This is a genomic window from Streptomyces apricus, assembly GCF_008369065.1.
Taxonomy (GTDB): Bacteria; Actinomycetota; Actinomycetes; order Streptomycetales; family Streptomycetaceae; genus Streptomyces; species Streptomyces apricus.
Window position 1 is genome coordinate 166354 of record NZ_VDFC01000047.1, and the last position, 17822, is coordinate 184175.

General features: G+C 71.5%; 12 protein-coding genes. All 12 read left to right on the plus strand.

Annotation, left to right across the window (positions count from 1 at the left end; genetic code table 11):
- Positions 1 to 158: 158 nt before the first annotated feature.
- Positions 159 to 1676 carry a sugar ABC transporter ATP-binding protein gene (locus FGF04_RS27170; RefSeq protein WP_149513987.1) on the plus strand — a complete coding sequence of 506 codons (1518 nt, stop codon included), beginning with the start codon at positions 159 to 161 and terminating at the stop codon, positions 1674 to 1676.
- Positions 1673 to 2692: an ABC transporter permease gene (locus FGF04_RS27175; protein WP_149513988.1), complete on the plus strand. Its 1020-nt coding sequence runs from the start codon at positions 1673 to 1675 to the stop codon at positions 2690 to 2692. Before FGF04_RS27170 ends, FGF04_RS27175 begins: the two co-directional genes overlap by 4 nt.
- A 156-nt stretch (positions 2693 to 2848) precedes the next feature.
- A complete protein-coding gene (locus tag FGF04_RS27180; protein ID WP_149513989.1) occupies positions 2849 to 3886 on the plus strand; it encodes a substrate-binding domain-containing protein in 1038 nt (345 codons plus the stop codon).
- A 168-nt stretch (positions 3887 to 4054) separates the two neighbouring features.
- Positions 4055 to 5287, plus strand: coding sequence for a Gfo/Idh/MocA family protein (locus FGF04_RS27185; protein ID WP_149513990.1), 1233 nt, complete (start codon positions 4055 to 4057; stop codon positions 5285 to 5287).
- Between the two features lie 15 nt (positions 5288 to 5302).
- On the plus strand, positions 5303 to 6307 hold the full coding sequence (locus tag FGF04_RS27190; protein WP_149513991.1) for a sugar phosphate isomerase/epimerase family protein: 1005 nt from the start codon (positions 5303 to 5305) through the stop codon (positions 6305 to 6307).
- Positions 6308 to 6444: 137 nt separating this feature from the next.
- Positions 6445 to 8967 carry a PQQ-dependent sugar dehydrogenase gene (locus FGF04_RS27195; RefSeq protein ID WP_149513992.1) on the plus strand — a complete coding sequence of 841 codons (2523 nt, stop codon included), beginning with the start codon at positions 6445 to 6447 and terminating at the stop codon, positions 8965 to 8967.
- Between the two features lie 35 nt (positions 8968 to 9002).
- Complete coding sequence (locus FGF04_RS27200) at positions 9003 to 10409, plus strand: ThuA domain-containing protein (protein ID WP_149513993.1); 1407 nt, start codon at positions 9003 to 9005, stop codon at positions 10407 to 10409.
- Positions 10410 to 10632: 223 nt separating this feature from the next.
- Positions 10633 to 11814: an inositol-3-phosphate synthase gene (locus FGF04_RS27205; RefSeq protein ID WP_149513994.1), complete on the plus strand. Its 1182-nt coding sequence runs from the start codon at positions 10633 to 10635 to the stop codon at positions 11812 to 11814.
- On the plus strand, positions 11811 to 11993 hold the full coding sequence (locus FGF04_RS27210; protein ID WP_149513995.1) for a hypothetical protein: 183 nt from the start codon (positions 11811 to 11813) through the stop codon (positions 11991 to 11993). Before FGF04_RS27205 ends, FGF04_RS27210 begins: the two co-directional genes overlap by 4 nt.
- A gap of 304 nt (positions 11994 to 12297) precedes the next feature.
- Positions 12298 to 15156, plus strand: a complete 2859-nt coding sequence (locus tag FGF04_RS27215) for a PQQ-dependent sugar dehydrogenase (RefSeq protein WP_149513996.1) — start codon at positions 12298 to 12300, stop codon at positions 15154 to 15156.
- 17 nt (positions 15157 to 15173) lie between these two features.
- Positions 15174 to 16955 carry a ThuA domain-containing protein gene (locus FGF04_RS27220; RefSeq protein WP_408055671.1) on the plus strand — a complete coding sequence of 594 codons (1782 nt, stop codon included), beginning with the start codon at positions 15174 to 15176 and terminating at the stop codon, positions 16953 to 16955.
- 6 nt (positions 16956 to 16961) lie between these two features.
- Positions 16962 to 17822: sugar phosphate isomerase/epimerase family protein (locus tag FGF04_RS27225; protein ID WP_149514387.1), on the plus strand; the 861-nt coding region annotated here is incomplete at its 3' end.

The following is a 17822-nucleotide window of genomic DNA, read 5'->3' on the forward strand; positions in this document are numbered from 1 at the left end:
GCAACGGCGAGCACGCCGTCCAGAGCCGCACCACCGCACCCGCCGCGCAGCCGCCGCGGCACCCCGTACCAGTACCCCGGGCTCCGCCCCCGCCCTACTCCGCCCTGCCCTGAAACCGGCCCACACGCCGACCGGCCCGCATGCCGAGGGGAACCGTCATGGCACCAGAACCACCCCTTCTCACGATGTCCGGCATCACCAAGTCGTTCCCCGGTGTCCGGGCCCTCGACGGCGTCGACCTCGACGTCCTGCCCGGTGAAGTGCACTGCCTCCTCGGCCAGAACGGCGCCGGAAAGTCCACGCTCATCAAGGTCCTGGCCGGCGCCCACCAGCCGGACGACGGCGCCATCGGCTGGCGCGGCGAGCAGGTCACCCTCCGCTCGCCGATCGCCGCCATGCGCCTGGGCATCGCCACCATCTACCAGGAACTCGACCTGGTGGAAGGCCTGTCGGTGGCCGAGAACGTCTACCTCGGCCACGAACCGACGTCCGCCGGATTCGTCGTACGCGGGAAGGACGCGCGGGCCTCGACCGCCGCGCTCCTCAAGCGGCTCGGCCACGCCGAGATCGACCCCGGCCGGCTGGTCGGCGAACTGTCGGCCGCCCACCAGCAGATCGTCTCCATGGCCCGGGCGCTCTCCCACGACGTACGCCTCATCGTCATGGACGAACCGTCCGCGGCCCTGGACCCGGACGAGGTCGACAACCTCTTCCGCATCGTCGGGGACCTCACCGCCGAGGGCGTCGCCGTCGTCTACATCTCGCACCGCCTGGAGGAGATCCGCCGCATCGGCGACCGGGTCACGGTGCTCAAGGACGGCCGCGCGGTGGCCAACGGCCTGCCCGCGAAGTCCACGCCCACCCGCGAGGTCGTCGCGCTGATGACCGGACGCAACGTCGAGTACGTCTTCCCGCCGCGACCCGGGCAACGGGACCTGCCCGCACCGGTCCTGGAGGTCCGGGGCCTGGCCCGGGACGGCGAGTTCGCGCCGCTCGACCTCACCCTGCACCCCGGCGAGATCGTCGGCCTCGCGGGACTCGTCGGCTCCGGCCGCTCCGAGATCCTGGAGACCGTCTACGGCGCCCGCAAGCCCACCGCCGGCCAAGTCCTCGTCGACGGGAAGCAGTTGAAGCCCGGCAGCGTCCGGGCGGCCGTCGCCGCCGGCCTCGGGCTCGCCCCCGAGGAGCGCAAGGCGCAGGCCCTGCTGATGCTGGAGTCCGTCACCCGCAACGTCTCCGTCTCCTCCATGTCCCGCTTCTCCTACGGCGGCTGGCTGGACCGCACCGCCGAACGGGACGCGGCGCGCAAGGCGACCCGCGAGCTGTCGCTGCGCCCCGACAACCCCTCCGCCCTCATCCGCACGCTCTCCGGCGGCAACCAGCAGAAGGCGGTCCTGGCCCGCTGGCTGCTGCGCGGCTGCCGGGTGCTGCTGCTCGACGAACCCACCCGCGGCGTCGACGTCGGCGCCCGCGCCGAGCTGTACGCCGTCATCCGCCGCCTGGCCGACGAAGGCCTGGCCGTGCTCATGGTCTCCAGCGAAGTGCCCGAGGTCCTCGGCCTCGCCGACCGCGTCCTGGTGCTCCGGGAGGGTGAGGTCGTCCACACGGCGCCCGCCCAGGAGCTCGACGAACACCGCGTACTCGACCTCGTCATGGAAGGAAGCCCGGCGTCATGACGCAGCCCGTGTCCCCGCCCAGGGACGACATACCGAAGCTGTCATCGCAGGCGGAACCCAGCCCGTGGCGGGCGGTCGTGGCCCGCGCCGACGTCCGCACCCTGTCACTGCTCGGGGTGCTCGCCGCCCTGATCCTCATCGGAGGCATCACCAAGCCCGACGAGTTCCTCGACACCCGCAACCTCCAGCTCGTCCTCACCCAGGCCTCGGTGATCGGGGTCGTCACCGTCGGGATGACCTTCGTCATCACCTCCGGCGGCATCGACCTCTCCGTCGGCGCGATCGTGGCCCTCGCCTCGGTCTGGGCGACCACCGTCGCCACCCAGGACTTCGGCTTCATGGGGGTCCTCTTCACGGCGGTGCTCGTCGGTGTCGGCTGCGGCCTGGTGAACGGGGTGCTGATCGCGTACGGCGCCATGGTGCCGTTCATCGCGACCCTCGCCATGCTCGCCTCGGCCCGCGGCCTCGCCCTGCAGATCACCGACGGCAACACCCAGGTCGTCACCATCGACGGCATCCTCGACCTCGGTGAGCGCGACTCCTACATCCTCGGTATCCCGCCGCTGGTCCTGATGTTCGCGTTCGTGACGATCATCGGCTGGCTCGTGCTCAACCGCACCACCTTCGGGCGGCGCACGGTGGCCGTCGGCGGCAACGCGGAGGCGACCCGGCTGGCCGGCATCGACGTACGCCGCCAGCGCCTCTACCTCTACCTGCTCTCCGGACTGTGCTGCGGCATCGCGGCCTTCATGCTGATCATCCTGTCCGGCTCGGGCCAGAACACCAACGGCAACCTGTACGAACTCGACGCCATCGCCGCGGCCATCATCGGCGGCACCCTGCTCAGCGGGGGGCGCGGCACCATCGTCGGCTCGGTGCTCGGAGTCCTGATCTTCACCACGATCACCAACATCTTCGCCCTGAACAACCTGCAGAGCGACGTCCAGCAGATCGCCAAGGGCGCGATCATCGTCGCCGCGGTGCTCGTCCAGCGCCGCACGGCGAACACCACGTAGTGCCCTGACCGGGCAGCCGCCCCGCCCCGCAGCCGTCTCGCCGCCGCTGCCGCCCGCCACGCGACCGCGTGGAGCCGTACGCGCAGTACCCCACAGCACACCCCGTACGACCTCGTACGACCTGAGGGACACGCCTTGAGGAAAGGGACCACCGCCATGCCAGAGCTCACGAGCCGCAGAGGACTGCTCTTCGGCACCGCCGCCGTCTCGGCCGGTGTCCTCCTCACCGGTTGCACCAGCAACGAGTCCAAGGACGAGCCGGCCTCCAACGACCAGCCCGCCGCCGACGACAAGAAGGGCAAGCAGGTCACCATCGGCTTCGCCGGCCCGCAGGCCGACCACGGCTGGCTCAACGCGATCAACGACAACGCGAAGAACCGCGCCAAGAAGTACGAGGACGTGACGCTGGAGATCACCGAGGGCTCCAACGACACCGCGGCCCAGATCGGCCAGATAGAGACGCTGATCAACAAGAAGGTCGACGTCCTGGTGATCCTGCCGGCCGACGGCAAGGCCCTCACCCAGGTCGGCCTCAAGGCCATGCGCGCCGGCATCCCGGTGGTCAACCTCGACCGCATCTTCAACTCCCCGCAGGCGTACCGCTCCTACATCGGCGGCGACAACTTCGGCATGGGCCTCAACGCCGGGCACTACATCGGCGAGCAGCTCAAGGACAAGAAGAACGCCAAGGTCATCGAACTGGCCGGACTCGACAACCTGGAACTCACCAAACAGCGCACGGCCGGCTTCGACGCGGCCCTGAAGAACTACCCGAACATCAAGAAGGTGGCCCGCCAGGCCGCCGAGTTCACCGTCGAGTCGGGACAGGCCAAGATGTCCCAGCTGCTGCAGGCCCAGTCGAGCTTCGACGCCCTGTGGAACCACGACGACGACCAGGGCGTGGGCGCCCTGCGCGCCATCGAGCAGGCCGGCCGGGACGACTTCATCATGGTCGGCGGGGCGGGCGCCCTGTCCGCCATGCAGGCCATCGAGGCGGACAACAGTGTCCTGAAGGCCACCGTCCTGTACCCGCCCACCATGGCCGCCTCGGCGATCGACCTCGCCCGCGCGCTCGGCCAGGGCAAGGGGGTCAGCGGCCTCGCCGAGTTCGAGATCCCCTCGTCCCTGACCCTCTACTCGGCGGTCGTGGACAAGGAGAACGTCAAGACGTACCTGCCCACCGGCTTCAAGTAGGCAGAGTGCCCGCTCTTTTACGGGCGCCCGGCAGGGGCGCTCGACCGGGGCGCCCCCCAGGGGCGCGGGGAACTGCGCGACCGGCCACGACGGACCCGCAGCCCCAGAACTCGCCGCGACCCGGCGGAGCGCCCCCCACCGCGCCACGACGACGAGGAGGAATCCCCGATGGGACAGCCGCAGCAGCCCGACGAGGCACAGGCCGGGGCACAGCCCGAGGCGGCGGTCGGCAGACCCCCGCTGGGCGTCGGCATGGTCGGATACGCGTTCATGGGCGCCGCCCACTCCCAGGGGTGGCGCACCGCGGGCCGCGTCTTCGACCTGCCGCTCCGACCGGTCCTCGCCGCCGTCTGCGGCCGTGACGCGGAAGCCGTACGAGGGGCGGCCGACCGGCTCGGCTGGGCGGCCGCCGAGACCGACTGGCGGGCCCTGATCGCCCGCGACGACGTCGACCTCGTCGACGTCTGCKCCCCCGGCGACAGCCACGCGGAGATCGCCATCGCCGCGCTCGCCGCGGGCAAGCACGTGCTGTGCGAGAAGCCCCTCGCCAACACGGTCGAGGAGGCCGAGGCGATGGCGGAGGCCGCCGAGGCCGCCGCCGCGCGCGGCCAGGTGGCGATGGTGGGCTTCAACTACCGCCGGCTGCCCGCCACCGCGCTGGCCCGGCAGATGGTCGCCGAGGGCCGCATCGGCGCCCTGCGCCACGTCCGGGTGACGTACCTCCAGGACTGGCTGGTCGACCGCGAGTTCCCGCTCACCTGGCGGCTGAGCAAGGAGACGGCCGGCTCGGGCGCGCTCGGCGACCTGGGCGCCCACATCGTCGACCTCGCGCAGTACCTGGCGGGGGAGCGGGTGACCGGGGTGTCCGCCCTCACCGAGACCTTTGTGCGGGAGCGGCCGGTGCTCTCCGGGGCGTCCAGCGGCCTCTCGGCGGAGGGCGGCGGGGAGCTCGGGGCCGTCACGGTCGACGACGCGGCCCTGTTCACCGGACGGTTCGCCTCCGGAGCCCTCGCCTCCTTCGAGGCCACCCGGTTCGCGACCGGCCGCAAGAACTCCCTGCGCATCGAACTCAACGGCGAGAACGGCTCGCTCGCCTTCGACCTGGAACGCCTCAACGAACTCCACTACTACGACGGCACCGAACCCGCCGCGCAGGCCGGCTTCCGCCGCATCCTCGTCACCGAACCCGACCACCCCTACCTGCACGCCTGGTGGCCGCCGGGCCACGGCCTGGGCTACGAGCACACCTTCGTGCACCAGGCCCGCGACCTGGTCCACGCCATCGCGGAGGGCGGGCGGCCACTGCCGTCGTTCGCCGACGGACTGCAGGTGCAGCGCGTCCTCGCCGCGGTCGAGGAGAGCGCCGAGAAGAACTCCGTCTTCACCCCCATAGCCAGCTGAGGAAGGCCAGTCCCCATGCCGCGCACCTTCACGCTGTTCACCGGCCAGTGGGCCGACCTGCCCCTGGAAGAGGTCTGCCGCCTCGCCCGCGACTTCGGCTACGACGGACTCGAACTCGCCTGCTGGGGCGACCACTTCGAGGTCGACAAGGCCCTCGCCGACCCCGGGTACCTGGACTCCCGGCGGGAGCTGCTCGACAAGTACGGCCTCAAGTGCTGGGCCGTCTCCAACCACCTGGTCGGCCAGGCCGTCTGCGACGCCATCATCGACGAACGCCACCAGGCGATCCTGCCCGCCCGCATCTGGGGCGACGGCGAGGCGGAGGGCGTACGGCAGCGGGCCGCCGCCGAGATGGCCGACACCGCGCGCGCCGCGGCGGCCTTCGGCGTCGACACCGTCATCGGTTTCACCGGCTCGGCGATCTGGCACCTGGTCGCGATGTTCCCGCCGGCCCCCGAGTCGATGATCGAGCGCGGCTACGAGGACTTCGCCACCCGCTGGAACCCGATCCTCGACGTGTTCGACGCCGAGGGCGTGCGGTTCGCGCACGAGGTCCACCCCAGCGAGATCGCGTACGACTACTGGACGACCCAGGCCGCCCTGAAGGCCGTCGACCACCGGCCGGCCTTCGGGCTCAACTTCGACCCGTCGCACTTCGTGTGGCAGGACCTCGACCCGGTCGGCTTCCTGTGGGACTTCCGCGACCGGATCTACCACGTGGACTGCAAGGAGGCGCGCAAGCGGCTCGACGGCCGCAACGGCCGCCTGGGCTCGCACCTGCCCTGGGGCGACCCGCGCCGCGGCTGGGACTTCGTCTCCGCGGGCCACGGCGACGTCCCCTGGGAGGACGTCTTCCGGATGCTGCGCTCCATCGACTACAAGGGGCCGATCTCGGTCGAGTGGGAGGACGCGGGCATGGACCGCCTCCAGGGCGCACCCGAGGCGCTCACCCGGCTGAAGGCCTTCGACTTCGAACCGCCGACCGCCTCCTTCGACGCGGCCTTCGGCGGCAACGACTAGCCACCCCCCCTCGCAGAGTTCACCGAACTCATCGAACTCGTCGAACTGATCGAGTTCCTTGAGTTCCTTCCGGGGTGACGGCGCACCCCGGCGTATCGCATCCGCATGACACCACCAGCCCCATCCTGGAGGCACCCGTGCACGCGAACGACCCCACCGGCACCACCAGCCCCACTAGAACCGAGCATCACAGAGGCCGCCCGAAGATACGGTTCCGCAAGGCGCTCGCCCTGCTCACCGGCGCGCTCCTCGCCGGTGCCTCGCTCACCCTCGCCACACCCCCCGCGGGCGCGGCGACCGCGGACCCGGGCGCGGCCCCCGCCCCGGTCGCCGCGGAGGACTTCCAGCAGGTCACCCTCGCCAAGGGCGAACCGGAGGTCGGCGAGCCCATGTCGCTCGCCGTCCTCCCGGACCGCTCCGTGCTGCACACCTCGCGCGACGGCGAACTGCGGATCACCGACAGCGCGGGCAACACCCGCCTCGCCGGCAAGCTCGACGTCTACTCGCACGACGAGGAAGGCCTGCAGGGCGTCGGCGTCGACCCCGGCTTCGCCGACAACCGCTTCATCTACCTGTACTACGCCCCGCCGCTCGACACCCCGGCCGGCGACGCCCCGGAGACGGGCACCGCGGCCGACTTCGCGCCCTTCGACGGCGTCAACCGCCTCTCCCGCTTCGTCCTGAACGCGGACGGCACCCTCGACAACGCCAGCGAGAAGAAGATCCTCGACGTCCCGGCCACCCGCGGCATCTGCTGTCACGTCGGCGGCGACATCGACTTCGACGCGGACGGCAACCTCTACCTGTCGACCGGTGACGACTCCAACCCGTTCCAGTCGGACGGCTACACGCCCATCGACGAGCGCGCCGACCGCAACCCGGTCTTCGACGCCCAGCGCACCTCCGGCAACACCAACGACCTGCGCGGCAAGATCCTGCGCGTCAAGGTGAACGCCGACGGCTCGTACACGGTCCCGGAGGGCAACCTCTTCGCGCCGGGCACCGACAAGACGCGCCCCGAGATCTACGCGATGGGCTTCCGCAACCCGTTCCGCTTCAGCGTCGACAAGAAGACCGGCATCCTCTACGTGGGTGACTACGGCCCGGACGCCGGCGCCGCCGACCCCGCGCGCGGCCCCGCCGGACAGGTCGAGTTCGCCCGCGTGACGAAGCCCGGCAACTTCGGCTGGCCGTACTGCACCGGCGACAACGACGCCTACGTGGACTACGACTTCGCGACGAAGACCTCCGGCGCCGCCTTCGACTGCTCCGCGCCGAAGAACACCTCGCCGAACAACACCGGCCTCACCGACCTGCCCCCGGCCCAGGCCGCCTGGATCCCCTACGACGGCGCGTCCGTGCCCGAGTTCGGCACCGGCTCCGAGTCCCCGATGGGCGGTCCGGTCTACGACTACGACGCCTCGCTCGACTCCCCGGTCAAGTTCCCCGAGGCGTACGACGGCGACTTCTTCGCCGGTGAGTTCGGCCGCCAGTGGATCAAGCGCATCTCCTCGGACGGCAACGGCACCGTGGAGTCCATCGAGGACGTGCCGTGGACCGGCACCCAGGTGATGGACATGGCCTTCGGCCCCGACGGCGCCCTCTACGTCCTCGACTACGGCCTGGCCTGGTTCGGCGGCGACGAGAACTCCGCCCTGTACCGCATCGAGAACGCCACCGACGGCCACTCGCCCGTGGCGCAGGCCGCCGCCGACAAGACCTCCGGACAGGCCCCGCTCAAGGTGACGTTCTCCTCCGCGGGCTCCACGGACTCCGACGGCGACGCCCTCACGTACAGCTGGGACTTCGGTGACGGCTCCACGTCCACGTCCGCCAACCCGACCCACCGGTACAGGACCAACGGCACCTACACCGCGACCCTGACGGCCAAGGACCCCGACGGCCGCACCGGCAGCTCCAGCGTGCAGATCGTCGTCGGCAACACCGCGCCCAAGGTGACCCTCGAACTCCCCCAGGACGGCCAGCTGTTCGCCTTCGGCGACGCGGTGCCCTTCAGGGTGAAGGTCACCGACCCGGAGGACGGCACCATCGACTGCGCCAAGGTGAAGGTCACCTTCGTCCTCGGCCACGACAGCCACGGCCACCCGGTGACCTCGGCCAACGGCTGCACCGGCACCATCCAGACCAGCGCCGACGGCGGCCACGACGAGGACGCCAACATCTTCGGCGTCTTCGACGCGGAGTACACCGACGGCGGTGGCGGCGGCCAGCAGGCGCTCACCACGCACGACCAGTCCGTGGTCCAGCCCAAGCACCGCCAGGCCGAGCACTTCGGCAAGTCCGCCGGCGTGACCGTCACGGAGCGGACCGGCGCGCACGGCGCGAAGACCGTCGGCGACATCCACAACAAGGACTGGATCTCCTTCGACCCCTACGTCCTGAGCAACGCCACCAAGCTCACCGCGCGGGTCTCCTCCGCGGGCAAGGGCGGCAAGCTGGAGGTCCGCGCCGGCTCGGCCACCGGCCGTCTGCTGGGCAGCGCGACCGTTCCGGTGACCGGCGGCTGGGAGACCTTCCAGGACGTCACCGCCTCCCTGTCCAAGGCACCGCGCGGCACGACCACGCTCTACCTCGTCTTCAAGGGCAGCGGCACCGGCGCCCTGTACGAGGTGGACGACTTCACCTTCACGACCCGCTGACCGCCGATGCGCCGAATCGCAGAAAGGAGTCCGTCATGCAGGCAACGGGTCGCACACTGACCGCTGTCCTCGGCGCCGCCCTGCTCATCGGGTGCGTGTCGGGACCGGCCGCCTCCAAGCAGTCGCAGGGACCGACGGGAGCACCGACGGGGGCGACCGGCTCCAAGGGGTCCTCCGCGGACGAGCGGGTCCTGGTGTTCTCCAAGACCGCAGGGTTCCGGCACGACTCCATCCCCGCGGGCGTCGCCGCCGTGAAGGCCCTGGGCGTCGAACACGGCTTCGCGGTGGACGCCACCGAGGACGCGCGGGCCTTCTCCGCGCGCAACCTCGCCCGGTACGACGCCGTGGTGTTCCTCTCCACCACCGGGGACGTCCTGGACAAGAAGCAGCAGCACGCGTTCGAGCGGTACATCGGGCAGGGCGGCGGCTACGTGGGCATCCACGCGGCCGCCGACACCGAGTACGACTGGAAGTTCTACGGCGGTTTGGCCGGCGCCTACTTCAAGTCGCACCCGGCGATCCAGCCCGCCCGCGTCGAGGTCGAGGACCGGGGTCACCCGGCCACCTCGCACCTCGGGGAGTCCTGGAACCGCACGGACGAGTGGTACGACTACCGCTCCAACCCGCGCGACCGGGCCCATGTCCTCGCCTCGCTCGACGAGTCGTCGTACACCGGCGCCACGATGGGCGGCGACCACCCGATCGCCTGGTGCCAGGAGTACCGGGGCGGCCGCTCCTTCTACACGGGCGGCGGCCACACCCAGGAGTCGTACGCCGATCCCGCCTTCCGGCAGCACCTGCTGGGCGGCATCCGCTGGGCCGTCGGCGCCGCACAGGCCGACTGCCGCCCGGAGAAGGGCTACACCCCGCTCTTCGACGGGAGCGCCGAGTCGCTGGCGCGGTGGAAGCAGGCGGGACCGGGCTCGTTCTCGCTCGCGGACGACGGGACGCTCACGTCCTCCGGCGGCCTGGGCCTGCTCTGGTACGGGGCCTCGGAGTTCGGCTCCTACTCGCTCAAGCTCGACTGGAAGATGGCGAGTGCCTCCGGCGACGACAACTCCGGTGTGTTCGTGGGCTTCCCGGCCTCCGACGACCCGTGGTCGGCCGTGGACAACGGCTACGAGATCCAGATCGACGCGACCGACGCCCCCGACCGCACCACCGGGGCCGTGTACAGCTTCCAGTCCGCCGACGTGGCCAAGCGCGACCGTGCGCTGAACCCGCCGGGGGAGTGGAACACGTACGAGATCCGCGTGGAGGGCGAACGGCTCCGCGTCTGGCTCAACGGCGTGAAGGTCAACGACTACACCAACACCGATCCGGCACGCAGTCTGCGGGACGGTCACATCGGCATCCAGAACCACGGTGCCGAGGACCGGGTCTCCTTCCGCGACGTCCGGATCAAGCAGCTGCCGGCGCGAGCCGCCGCGCAGGGCGATTGAGCGACGGCGGGCGGGGGACGCCGGACCCCCGCCCGCCGTCTTGTCCCCTCCTCCCCTCCGGCACCGTCCTTCCAGCGTTTTCCCGCATCTTCCCCGCAGGTCCCACAGTTCCCGGAACGCGTACGACCGCGCCTCCGGTCCGTGCATGGGTCCACGCGTGAGCGCACGCGTGAACGCACGCATGAGCACCCCCATGAGTTCGCGTATGAGAGGGAGGCCGCCCATGTCCGCCGAACCGTCCGTTTCCCCTTCTCGGGTCGGGGTGTGGCTGATCGGAGCCAGGGGCTCCGTCGCCACCACCGCCGTCGCGGGCTGCGCGGCCGTCACTGCCGGGCTCCATCCGCCGACCGGCATGGTGACCGAGACCGGCGTCTTCCAGGACGCCGGCCTGCCCCCGCTCTCCTCGCTCGTCTTCGGCGGCCACGACGTGGTCGACTGCCCGCTGCCCAAACGCGCCGAGGCCCTCGCCGCCGGCGGCGTCCTGCCCCACGACCTGCCGTCGGCCGTGGGCGCCGAACTGGAAGCCGCCGAGCGGGAGATCAGGATCGGCGGCCCGCTGCGCGGCGACACCCGCAGCGAGGACGAACTGGTCGAGGACCTCGCCCGCGACATCCGCGACTTCGTCCGCCGCGGCGCCCTGGACCGGGCCGTGGTGGTGAACGTGGCCTCCACGGAACCCGTCCCCGAGGGCGACGCCCTCCCCGCCAGCTCCCTGTACGCGGCCGCCGCGCTGCGGGCGGGCTGCCCGTACGTCAACTTCACCCCCTCCGCAGGCCTGCACCACCCGCGTCTGGCACCGCAGGCCACCGCGTCCGGGCTGCCGTACGCCGGCCGCGACGGCAAGACCGGCCAGACCCTGCTGCGCTCGGTCCTCGGCCCGATGTTCGCGCAGCGCGCGCTCGCGGTCCGCGCCTGGTCCGGCACCAACCTGCTGGGCGGCGGCGACGGCGCGGCCCTCGCCGACCCGGCCGCCGCCGCGGCGAAGAACGCCGGCAAGGAACGCGCCCTCGCCGACACCCTCGGCACGGTCCCCGAGGGCGAGACCCACATCGACGACGTACCGTCCCTCGGCGACTGGAAGACCGCCTGGGACCACATCGCCTTCGACGGCTTCCTCGGCACCCGGATGGTCCTCCAGACGACCTGGCAGGGCTGCGACTCCGCCCTGGCCGCCCCCCTGATCCTGGACCTGGCCCGCCTGGTGGCCCGCGCCCACGAGGCCGGCCTGTCCGGCCCGCTGTCCGAACTCGGCTTCTACTTCAAGGACCCGGTGGGGGACGGACCGGCCGCCCTGGGCGAGCAGTACGCGGCCCTGGTCGACCTGGCCGGCCGACTCCGGACCGCCGGGGACGCGGAAGATCCGGGTCCGGGAGACGTGAAGGGTCCCGCCGGGGAGCACCGGTGAGCGCGCCGCAGGGGCTGCGCGGCCTGGGTGCCCTCACCGCGCTGAGTGGGCTGATACGGGCCGAGCGGCGTGGGGTGTCCCGGTGGCGGGGGCAGGCCTGGCTGCGCGCGTGGCACGCGTGCTGCCGGGTGGGACCGGAGGCGATCGCGGAGATCGCGGCGACGGTCCGCTCCGCGTAGCCCTCCGGGGTACACGGGGTGGGATGACGACCTGCGGGTGCGTCGTGGCCGGCCGTGTGGTTCCCCGCGCCCCTGAAGGGCCACGGACGCCGCACGGCCGTCACTTTGTCCTGCGTATGGAAAAAGTATCGAGAAGTTGCGCTCGGCGGGTTACGGAGTTCTACAAAGGTCGCTAACTTCCTTGAAATGAACCGGTCACAGCGCGGCTGTGACCGGGCTGAACGGCGCGACGGCGCGCGCCTGTGCACCGCTCGACAGTCCGGTGAGGGCTGTCGTCATCCCACCCCACTTACGGGAGAGCTCTGTGCGCAAGAACCCGCTCGGACACAGACGTGTCCACTACCTGCTGACCGCCCTGGCCTGCGCCGTCGGCTGTCTGCTGCCCCTGTCCCCGGCCGCCGCCGGCACCGCAGCGCAGGCGGGACCGGAGGGCGGGCGGAAGGCGGCCGCCGTCGAGTACCAGCAGGTCACGCTCGCCAAGGGCGTGGCCGAGACGGGCGAGCCGATGACCCTGGCCGTGCTGCCGGACCGGTCGGTCCTGCACACCGCCCGGGACGGCACGGTCCGCCTCACCAACGCCGCGGGGACGACCTCCGTCGCGGGCAGGCTCGACGTCTACAGCCATGACGAGGAAGGGCTGCAGGGCGTCGCCGTGGACCCCGGTTTCGCCTCCAACCGGTTCGTCTACCTCTACTACGCCCCCAAGCTCAGCACCCCCGCCGGTGACGCCCCGGCGGACGGCTCGGCCGCCGACTTCACGCCCTTCGACGGGGTCAACCGGCTCTCCCGGTTCACCCTGAGGACCGACGGCACCCTGGACCTGGCTGGCGAGAAGAAGATCCTCGACGTGCCCGCCTCCCGCGGTCTGTGCTGCCACGTGGGCGGCGACATCGACTTCGACGCGGCCGGGAACCTGTACCTGTCCACCGGCGACGACACCAACCCGTTCGCCTCGGACAGCTACACCCCGATCGACGAGCGCGCCACCCGCAACCCCGCGTTCGACGCCCAGCGTTCCGCCGGCAACACCAACGACCTGCGCGGCAAGGTCCTGCGGATCAAGGTCAACGCCGACGGCTCGTACGCGATCCCGAGCGGCAACCTCTTCGCGCCCGGCACCGCGAAGACGCGTCCCGAGATCTACGCGATGGGCTTCCGCAACCCCTTCCGGATGAGCGTCGACAAGGCCACCGGCACCGTCTACCTCGGCGACTACGGCCCCGACGCGGGCACCGCCAGCCCCACCCGCGGCCCGGGCGGGCAGGTGGAGTTCAACCGGATCACCAAGGCCGGCAACTACGGCTGGCCGTACTGCACCGGCAGGAACGACGCCTACATCGACTACAACTTCGCCACCGGCGCCTCCGGCTCGGCCTTCAACTGCGCCGCTCCCACGAACAATTCGCCGCGCAACACCGGCCTGACCACCCTGCCCGCCGCCCAGCCGGCCTGGATCCCCTACGACGGCGGTTCCGTCCCGGAGTTCGGCAACGGCTCCGAGTCGCCGATGGGCGGCCCGGTCTACCGCTACGACGCCGCCTCCACCTCCGAGGTGAAGTTCCCGCAGGAGTTCGACGGGGACTTCTTCGCGGGTGAGTTCGGGCGCCGCTGGATCAAGCGCGTCGAGGCCGGCGGCGACGGCACCGTGCAGTCCATCAACGCCTTCCCCTGGAGCGGCACCCAGGTGATGGACATGGCCTTCGGCCCGGACGGCGCGCTGTACGTCCTCGACTACGGCACCGGCTACTTCAGCGGCGACGAGAACTCGGCGCTGTACCGCATCGAGCACGTCACCGACGGGCTCGCCCCGACCGCGCAGGCGAAGGCGAACGTCACCTCGGGCAAGGCGCCCCTGGCCGTGTCGTTCTCCTCGGCCGGCAGCACCGATCCCGACGGCGGCTCCCTCACCTACTCCTGGGCCTTCGGCGACGGCGCCACCTCCACCGCCGCCAACCCCTCGCACACGTACACGGGCAACGGCCAGTACACGGCCACGCTCAAGGTCACGGACGCCACCGGCAAGACCGCGACGGCCTCCGTGCAGATCACGGTGGGCAACACCGCACCCACCGTGCGGCTGGACCTGCCGCTCGACGGGGCGATCCACGACTTCGGTGACGCGATCCCCTTCAAGGTGACGGTGACCGACCCGGAGGACGGCACGATCGACTGCACCAAGGTGAAGGTCACCTTCATCGTGGGCCACGACAGCCACGGCCACCCGCAGACCTCCACCACCGGGTGCACCGGCACGCTGCAGACCCTGGCGGACGGCGAGCACGACCCCAACGCCAACATCTTCGGGGTGCTCGACGCCGAGTACACCGACAAGGGCGCCGCCGGGCAGCCCGCGCTGACCGCGCACGACCAGCACGTCGTCCAGCCCACCCACCGGCAGGGCGAGCACTACGGCGCCTCGTCCGGCGTCGACGTCGTCTCGCACGGTCCCGCGCACGGCGGCAAGACCGTCGGCAACATCGACAACGGCGACTGGATCAGCTTCTCCCCGTACGCCCTCGGCAACACGACCCGGTTCACCGCCCGGGTCTCCTCCGCGGGGGCGGGCGGCACCATCGAGGTCCGTGCCGGATCGCCGACCGGCACCCTGCTGGGTACGGCGACCGTGCCCGTGACCGGCGGGTGGGAGACCTTCCAGGACGTGACGGCCGGCCTGAGCAACCAGCCCAGCGGCTCCACCTCCCTCCACCTGGTCTTCAAGGGCGGCAGCGGCGCGCTCTTCGACCTCGACGAGTTCTCCTTCGCCACCTCCGGGGGCGGCGGGCGCTCCGGTGAGGTGAAGGGCGTCAACGGCAAGTGCCTCGACATCGACAACGCCCAGACCGCCGACGGCACCAAGGTGCAGATCTGGACCTGCAACGCGTCCGCCGCCCAGAAGTGGACGGTCCCCGGCGACGGCACCCTGCGGGCGCTCGGCAAGTGCCTGGACGTCTCCGGCGGGGCCTCGGCGGACGGCACGAAGATCCAGCTGTGGACGTGCAACGGCTCCGGCGCCCAGACCTGGGCCCCGCAGTCCGACGGCACCGTCCGCAACCCGCAGTCGGGCAAGTGCCTCGACGCGTCCGGCGGCACCTGGAACGACGGCACCGCCGTCCACCTGTGGACCTGCCACACCGCCGCCAACCAGAAGTGGACCCTGCCGTAGGAGGGAGGAGACCGACCATGCGTAACCTCATGCGCAACCCCGTGCGCACCAGCCTGAAAGCGGCCCTCGGCCTGTTCGCCGGTGCCGCGCTCTGCCTGTCCCCGCAGGCCGTGGCGCTGCCCGGCGCGACCGGCCAGTCCGTCACCGCGGAGGCACGGCCGTCGGCCGCCGCGGACCCGGCGTACAAGATCCTCGTCTTCTCGAAGACGGCGGGCTTCCGCCACGACTCGATCGACGAGGGCATCACCGCCCTGCGCGGCCTCGGGAGCGCGAACAACTTCACCGTGGACGCGACCGAGGACGCGGCGGCCTTCACCACCGGCAACCTCGCCCAGTACAAGAGCGTCGTCTTCCTGTCGACGACGGGCGACGTGCTGAACGCCGCCCAGCAGACGGCCTTCGAGAGCTACGTCAAGGGCGGCGGCGGGTACGTCGGCATCCACGCCGCCGCCGACACCGAGTACGACTGGCCCTTCTACGAGGGGCTGGCCGGCGCGCTGTTCCACTCGCACCCGGCGATCCAGTCCGCCACCGTGAAGGTCGAGGACCGGGCGCACGACGCCACCGCGCACCTCGGTCCCACCTGGCAGCGCACCGACGAGTGGTACAACTACCGCACCAACCCGCGCACCACCGCCCGGGTGCTGGCCTCGCTCGACGAGTCCAGCTACTCCGGCGGGAACATGTCCGGCGACCACCCGATCGCCTGGTGCAAGGACTACCAGGGCGGCCGGTCCTTCTACACCGGCGGCGGGCACACCGAGGACTCGTACGCCGACGCCGCGTTCCGGCGCCACCTCCTCGGCGGCATCCGCTGGGCGTCGGGGATGACCGACGCCGACTGCCGCCCGGAGACCGGCTACACGTCGCTGTTCAACGGCTCGTCCACCAGCGGCTGGAAGCAGGCCGGGCCGGGGCAGTTCAGCCTCGCGGACGGCACGCTGACCTCGGTGGGCGGGATGGGGCTCTTCTGGCACTCCGCGCAGGAGCTGACCGGGGACTACTCCCTGAAGCTCGACTGGCGGATGGCCGGGGACGACAACTCCGGTGTCTTCATCGGCTTCCCGGCCTCCGACGACCCGTGGTCCGCGGTGGACAACGGCTACGAGATCCAGATCGACGCGACCGACTCGGCGGACCGCACGACGGGGTCCGTGTACGGCTTCAAGTCCGCCGACCTCGCCGCGCGGGACGCGGCGCTGAATCCGCCGGGCGAGTGGAACACGTACGAACTCCGGGTCACCGGCGAGCGGTTGGAGATCTTCCTCAACGGCCGGAAGATCAACGACTTCACCAACACCGATCCCGTACGGAGCCTGCGGCAGGGGTACATCGGCCTGCAGAACCACGGGGACGGGGACGACGTGTCCTTCCGCAACATCCGGGTCAAGCGCGGGGGCGGCCAGGAGCCCGGGCCCCGCACGGGTGAGGTGAGGGGCGTCAACGGCAAGTGCCTGGACATCGACAACGCCCAGACCGCCGACGGCACGAAGATCCAGCTCTGGACGTGCAACAGCAGCGCCGCCCAGAAGTGGACGGTCCCCGGCGACGGCACCCTGCGGGCGCTCGGCAAGTGCCTGGACGTCTCCAACGGAGGGTCGGCGGACGGCACGAAGATCCAGCTGTGGACGTGCAACGGCAGCGGCGCCCAGACCTGGGCCCCGCAGTCCGACGGCACCGTCCGCAACCCGCAGTCGGGCAAGTGCCTCGACGCGTCCGGCGGCACCTGGAACGACGGCACGGCGGTCCACCTGTGGACGTGCCACACGGCGGCCAACCAGAAGTGGATCCTGCCGTGAGCTGAGGTGGAGCGGGGCCCCTCTTGGGAGGGGTCCCGCTTTCCCGGCCTGACCGACCTGCGCCTCGACGACGCCCTCTCCCTCCTCGCCGACCTCGGCTACGACGGCGTGGGACTGACCCTCGACCACATGCACCTCGACCCGTTCGCCCCCGATCTCGCGGCCCGCACGAGCCGGATCGCCCGCAGACTGGGCGAACTCGGCCTGGGCGTGACCATCGAGACCGGCGCCCGCTACGTGCTCGACCCGAGGCGCAAGCACGGCCCCTCCCTCCTCGACCCGGACCCGGACCGGCGGGCCCGGCGCGTCGACCTCCTCGTCCGGGCCGTCCGGATCGCGGAGGAACTCGGCGCCCACGCGGTGCACTGCTTCAGCGGCGTCCTCCCGGAGAAGCCGCCCGGCGGCGCGGCCGGCGCACAGGAGGCGAAGGCCCGGCAGGACCTGGAGGACTCGCAGGACTCCCGGAACCTGAAGGACCCGCAGGACCCGGACGGGACCGTCGCCCGGGACGCCGCCTGGAAACGCCTCACCGAAGCCCTCACCCCCGTCCTCGACGTGGCCACCGCCGCCGGCGTCCCCCTCGCCGTCGAACCCGAACCCGGTCACCTCCTCGCCACCCTCGACGACTTCCACCGCCTGCGCACCGTCCTCGGGAGCCCGGACGCCCTCGGACTCACCCTCGACATCGGCCACTGCCAGTGCCTCGAACCGCGCCCGCCCGCCGACTGCGTACGCGAGGCCGCGCCCTGGCTGCGGCACGTCCAGATCGAGGACATGCGCCGCGGTGTCCACGAGCACCTGCCCTTCGGCGACGGGGAGATCGACTTCCCGCCCGTGCTCGAAGCCCTCGCTGCCGTCGGCTACCGC

Bases quoted from the DNA above. Each gene is read 5' to 3' on its own strand.
- FGF04_RS27205 (WP_149513994.1), top strand. From the start codon at position 10,633: ATGTCCGCCGAACCGTCCGTTTCCCCTTCTCGGGTCGGGGTGTGGCTG.
- FGF04_RS27220 (WP_408055671.1), top strand. From the start codon at position 15,174: ATGCGTAACCTCATGCGCAACCCCGTGCGCACCAGCCTGAAAGCGGCC.
- FGF04_RS27170 (WP_149513987.1), top strand. From the start codon at position 159: ATGGCACCAGAACCACCCCTTCTCACGATGTCCGGCATCACCAAGTCG.
- FGF04_RS27180 (WP_149513989.1), top strand. From the start codon at position 2,849: ATGCCAGAGCTCACGAGCCGCAGAGGACTGCTCTTCGGCACCGCCGCC.
- FGF04_RS27190 (WP_149513991.1), top strand. From the start codon at position 5,303: ATGCCGCGCACCTTCACGCTGTTCACCGGCCAGTGGGCCGACCTGCCC.
- FGF04_RS27175 (WP_149513988.1), top strand. From the start codon at position 1,673: ATGACGCAGCCCGTGTCCCCGCCCAGGGACGACATACCGAAGCTGTCA.
- FGF04_RS27200 (WP_149513993.1), top strand. From the start codon at position 9,003: ATGCAGGCAACGGGTCGCACACTGACCGCTGTCCTCGGCGCCGCCCTG.